This window comes from Hyphomonas sp. UBA3601 (assembly GCF_002375605.1).
Lineage (GTDB): Bacteria > Pseudomonadota > Alphaproteobacteria > Caulobacterales > Hyphomonadaceae > Hyphomonas.
In genome coordinates this window covers 44,117-49,383 of record NZ_DFME01000085.1, presented here as the reverse complement: position 1 = coordinate 49,383, position 5,267 = coordinate 44,117, and the positions used below count along the sequence as shown (strand labels likewise).

6 protein-coding genes are annotated in these 5,267 nt (G+C 55.5%); all 6 read right to left on the bottom strand.

Features of this window, described 5'->3' with window-relative positions:
- A partial coding sequence (locus tag B4F73_RS08735) for a carboxylesterase family protein (RefSeq protein ID WP_290483030.1) occupies positions 1 to 357 on the bottom strand: 357 nt, incomplete at its 3' end.
- A 68-nt stretch (positions 358 to 425) separates the two neighbouring features.
- Positions 426 to 1,541 (bottom strand): cystathionine gamma-lyase, encoded by a 1,116-nt coding sequence (locus B4F73_RS08730; protein ID WP_290483029.1) that lies wholly within the window; start codon positions 1,539 to 1,541, stop codon positions 426 to 428.
- Positions 1,542 to 1,642: 101 nt separating this feature from the next.
- A complete protein-coding gene (locus B4F73_RS08725; RefSeq protein WP_290483028.1) occupies positions 1,643 to 2,635 on the bottom strand; it encodes a glutathione S-transferase family protein in 993 nt (330 codons plus the stop codon).
- Complete coding sequence (locus tag B4F73_RS08720) at positions 2,632 to 3,054, bottom strand: DUF1330 domain-containing protein (RefSeq protein WP_290483027.1); 423 nt, start codon at positions 3,052 to 3,054, stop codon at positions 2,632 to 2,634. The genes B4F73_RS08725 and B4F73_RS08720 overlap by 4 nt, the downstream gene beginning before the upstream one ends.
- A 10-nt stretch (positions 3,055 to 3,064) precedes the next feature.
- Positions 3,065 to 3,625 (bottom strand): NUDIX hydrolase, encoded by a 561-nt coding sequence (locus B4F73_RS08715; RefSeq protein ID WP_290483026.1) that lies wholly within the window; start codon positions 3,623 to 3,625, stop codon positions 3,065 to 3,067.
- Positions 3,622 to 5,267 (bottom strand): S9 family peptidase (locus tag B4F73_RS08710; RefSeq protein ID WP_290483025.1); only part of this gene is annotated, 1,646 nt, incomplete at its 5' end. The genes B4F73_RS08710 and B4F73_RS08715, both read right to left, overlap by 4 nt.

Genomic DNA, 5,267 nt, shown 5'->3' with positions numbered 1-5,267 from the left:
GGCGGCCAATCGTTTCCACCAGGGCAAGCCGTTACCATCGATGATACGGTCGACAACCTCATTCATATGTCCGCGGGGTTGCAGGCATTGCGGGCCGAATTCCCTCGCATCCCGGGTAATGGCGCCCCATTGCGGCGGGGAAGTTGGCGCTGACCAACGACGGGCGCTGGCATAGGGAATCCCATTGAAAACCTGGATTTCCGGATTGTCTGGATCAACACCGCCCTGGATCTCGCCTTGATCGATCCGCAGGGGCTCAGTCAACGCCATAGGCGGCTCAGGCTGGTTCAGACGGAACCAGCCCCAAGCGCCAAAGCCCAGCAGGGCGAAGAAAAGGACAATACTCAGTCGCTTCATGAAACGAGACCCCTGCTCGTTGAGAGCAAACGCTATACCACTTGTCCGTGAAAGTCACTTCCCCAGCATCAAACCGGACTGATATCTCGTAAAGCATTTTCCGTAGCTTTTACAAGGTCTTCACTGGGCTCTATTCCGCACGCCAAGCGGACGAATCCGTCGGCGACGTGGTCTCCCCAGCGGACTCGGCACTCAGCAGAGGTGTGAACACCTCCAAAGCTCGTGGCGGGCACTATTAGTGGATTGTTATCAATAAACTTTTCTGCGCTTGCGCGATCTTTTAACGTGAAGCTCACGATCGGACCAAAGTCTCGCATCTGGCGAGACGCAACTGCGTGGCTCGCGTCTCGCGGGAGACCGGGATACCGGACGGTCTGCACAGAGGGGTGCGATAATAGGTGATTTGCCAGAATTAGAGCATTCTGGTTTGCCCGCGAAACGCGCAATTCCAGGGTCTCAAGCCCGCGATGCAGCAGATACGCGTCGAACGGGCTTACCGTGGCGCCGCCCAAACGACGGTAGCCACGCACCTGATTCATCAGGGATGTGTCCCGACTTGCTACATGTCCGCAGAGAACATCTGAATGGCCCGCCATGGCCTTTGTGTCAGCCATCACGACCATATCCGCCCCAAGATCGAGAGGTTGCTGGCACAGGGGTGTTGCAGTCGTGTTATCAGCCACCAGCAAGGCTCCGGCTGATTTTGCCCGATCAGCCACAGCCGCGATGTCGCAAACTTCGAGGCCCGGATTTGACGGTGTTTCAATCATTACGAGCCGGCAGCCCGACAGGTCAGCATCCGCCATCTGGGCGGTAGGACAAGTCTCGACGGTTATGCCCCGGGGTGCGAAGTGTTCATTCAACAGGGCTCGAACATTGTAGTAGCCGTCTGCATGCACCAGAACCTTGTCTCCCGGGCGCAGCACTGTGTGAAACATTGCGGCGATAGCGGCCATGCCGGATGGGAACAGCACCGTCTCGGCATTTTCCAGAATGCCTATCTCCGCTTCGACACTTTCGACTGTTGGATTTCCATTGCGCGCATAGAAATGGCTGCCGTCCGGATCTCCTGGCAACAGGAATGTCGTACTCGCCATGATAGGAAGCGATACTGGTGCACCCTTGGAAAGGTTGCGGGCGCGGTGGTGCAGCAATTCTGAGATGGGAGACGGTTTTTTCGTCACGGATAATATGCCTCGCAGTGGGATTCGCGCTGACTCTGCGTTGAGCCGAGCCACAAGAAAACAGAATTTCGTTCTTCAGGCGCAGTCTTGTACCCGAGTTGCTAAACGTTTGTTGAAAGGATGCTTGCGTTTGGTCCAATCCACTCAGCAAGTTTGTCTCGCGCGACAACATCCAGATCTTTCCAGGCATCGCCCAAGGTTTGCAGGCATCTTGCCTGATACTTGAATACGCCCTGTTCATAGCGCCCGCGCTCTATTTCAAGCGAAAAACTGTCTGATCCGGAATTGAGCCCATCAAGATTGGCTTTCAGGAATGGCAAATAGGTTTCCCCTGCTATTGCGAGAAGGTCGTGGACCACCGGGCTGATACTATCAGACCAGTTACCTTCGATACCGCTCGCATCATCGGCGTGATCAATCCAGCGATACAAGTACGGTGTGTCCGCTCGCAGCCAGGTCATGGGAGTGGGGTCAACACTCATGACTTTCAACTGACCGTAAAAGCCAAGATCCGCGAGCGAAATGCGATCTCCGAACAAGAAGCGTGTTGGCCCGGTTGCCATCGCCTCCAGAACTTTGCAGATGCGCTTCCAGCTGGCCTCTATCAGAGGGGCAGTCTGGGGTGTGCAGCCAACAAGAGCCATGCGGCTGATTTGCCGGTCACGAATGGTGGCAGCAGCTTCTTCCACGCCAAGGCGACTTGTGTTGGGAAGCGTGTCATAGATCAGCCAATTGGCGCACCATTCAGCATCCAGGTCATATGCCCATCTGTAATGGAACATGGCTTTCATGAACCATTCGTCGGCCATGTCCTCAAGCAACAGGCAGGCAAACCGGGCAACCGGATCGGGTGGCAAGAGGTCTCGGCCTTCGCCTTCGAGTGACAGCAAGAAGGGGGTTGAATCATTCACCCAGCTGCCGTCAGGCTGGCGGATGACAGGGATCACGGGTGCCCGCACATTTGGCATGACGCTTTGTCGGTCGTCGGCTGTCATACCGGTCCAGGTATGGACAAGGCGTTTGGCCCGCAGGGCGGCGCGCACTTTCATGGAATAGGGCGAGCCGAGCGCGCCAAAGATTTCGTAGCGGCTCACAGCTTTCTCCCGTTTATCCAAGTGGGACGGGTCACGATCAATTCCTGGCAAAGCAGGCCTGCCTCGCGATGGCGAGACATGGATTTGTAGTCCGGATGGTTGAGCGTAGCGATGAAAGCCTGTCGATCTGGGAACTGGTTGACCAGCACGCCATCCCAATCGCCCTGACCGATGAAATAGCGTTCGGTCGATGCAAGGAGCAATGTGGAGCCGCCGACCTTTTTTGCCGCGAAAGTGAAGGCTTCGGAGTAACGAATATAGGCGTATTCCCCGCTGATCTCTTCGCCAAATTCGGGGTCATCCGGCTGATACTCAGCTTTAACTCGAAACTTCAGCAAATTTACCTGGGTAATGGGGCCATCGTTCGGGTCGTCACGAAACGCCCTGAATTGGTCGGCAGTAGGCTGGAAGGCAGGCATGGGCATTTCCTCACGGTCGTTTTTCGGGATGTTTCCCGAAATACCGCTCGGTGTAAAACAGTGCCGCCGCGTGAAGGCCGTGTTGAGTCTCGAATGCTTCGTATTCCAGGAAGTCTTTGTAAGGCATCTCGACGACCTCGATTTCCTCGTTTGCGTCAAGAGACTGAGCATCTGTCTTCTGGCAGCCCGTGGCCAAAAAATAATGAAGCTGATTATTCTGGGTTGCCGGGTTCGGATAACAGATGCCAACGGGGATCAACTCGCGCGCCGTGTAGCCGGTCTCCTCGCGTAATTCCCGCCGGGCTGCTATTTCCGGATCGGATTCTCCGGGATCCAGGACGCCGCCGGGTACGCCCAAGAGGACGATCTCGCCGGCGTGCCGATACTCGCGGACCAGCACAATATTGCCTTCGTCAGTGATCGGGATAATCGTGGCCCAATCTGTGAATTCCAACACATGATAGGCGGGCACTACATGGCCGTCTTCACGTTGGCAGACATCCGTGCGCACCGAAAGGAAGTCGTCTTTGTAGGTTTGACGGCTTTCCAGGATTTTCCAGGGTTTGATCATTCTGATGGTCTCTTCAGTTTGCGGTCCAAAAAGGCCATACGCGTTTGCATCAGGTGGCGTTGCAGCGCTTCTCCCCGAATGCCGTGGCGTTGGCCCGGATAGGTCATTAATTCAAACGGTTTGCCCAATTCCTGAAGTCTGGCCATCAGTCGTGTGGCATTGTCGAAGGTGACGTTGTCATCTGCCATGCCGTGAATGAGGAGGAGGGGGGTCGAAAGCGCGTCGAGGTTTGGAAAAACACTGGAGGCTTCATAGCCGCCTGGGTTGTTTTGTGGTGTCCCCATATACCGCTCCGTGTAGAATGTATCATAGAGGCTCCAGTCTGCAACCGCAGCTCCCGCGACAGCGCACGCGAATGTATCAGCTGGCGCTTGCAGAATGGTCATCAGTGTCATGTATCCGCCATAGGACCAGCCCTGAATGGCAATTCTGCCGGGATCGACAAATGGTTGTGTCTTGAGCCAGTCCACGCCCATCATCTGGTCGCTGACCTCATGCAGGCCCGTGCGGTGATGGATCACGTCCTCAAACTTCTTGCCGCGATTCCAGCTGCCTCGATTATCGAGCCTGAAGATGAGGTATCCCTGACGGGCGAGATATTGATCTGACAGACTCCCCCAACTGCGCGTGACAGTTTGGACATGTGGCCCGCCATACACTTCCACAATAACCGGGTAGCATTTCCTAGCATCGAAACCGGGCGGTTTCAGTAGGGAATAGTGTAGAATCTGACCGTCATCGGCGGACAGGACTCCGAACTCTGGTGTGACGTGATCCGGCAGAAAGGAGTGATATGGATGGTCTGCGTCGAGCGCATTGTCCGAAATCCAGGAAATCAAACTGCCGTCAGAAGCGTACAGACCCGTTTGAGGGGGGTGGCTTGGGGATGATGATGTTCCGACAAAGGATCGCCCGTCTGGCGCCATGGCAATGGACCATGTTTGGCCTATGGAGGTGATGCGCTCGACCTCTGGAGGAGTTGCTGAGCCAGAAGTTGCTGGCTTGGCGCGATAGAGGTGGCACTCAAGCGAAGTATCCAGAAACCCTGTGAAGAGTATTTCGGACATGTCGGCTTTTACATGCTGCAGCTTGTCGACAACCCAGTCACCGCCAATCAGTTGTCTGGGGTGGGTTGTCGAAGGCGGTAACAAACTAATTTGGCGGTAACCACGAGATTCTTCCGTGAGAACAATGCCTGTATCCCCCAAGCTCACGAAATCTGAAGACAGATTGATCCAATTGGGTTGCTCATCAAGCTGAGCGACGGTGGCTTCATAAAGGCGCAACCCTTTCTCGGAATGCTTGAAGGCCATGAATTGGACCATTTCGAGCTGTGTCTGAGCCCGATTGACGCGCTGGACGTAGAGGCTGCTCTCAGTCCAATTGACCCGCGCGAGATATTGGTCGGTTGCGTGTCCCCAGTCGTTGCGCCGCCATCCAATCTCCGTGACAATGCCGGTTTCCACCTCCAGAACGAATAGGTCCACAATGGCGTTGGGGCGACCCGCGCGAGGATAGCGCTGCTCAATAACGGCAACATTTTCTGCGGCGATATCAAAGCGTGGAACGATGTCCACGGATGTCTCATCCACACGCGTATAGGCGATGTACTTATCGTCCGGGCTCCACCAATATCCGGTGT

Coding starts and splice junctions, on each gene's coding strand:
- B4F73_RS08720 (WP_290483027.1), bottom strand. CDS start 3,054: ATGCCTGCCTTCCAGCCTACTGCCGACCAATTCAGGGCGTTTCGTGAC.
- B4F73_RS08715 (WP_290483026.1), bottom strand. CDS start 3,625: ATGATCAAACCCTGGAAAATCCTGGAAAGCCGTCAAACCTACAAAGAC.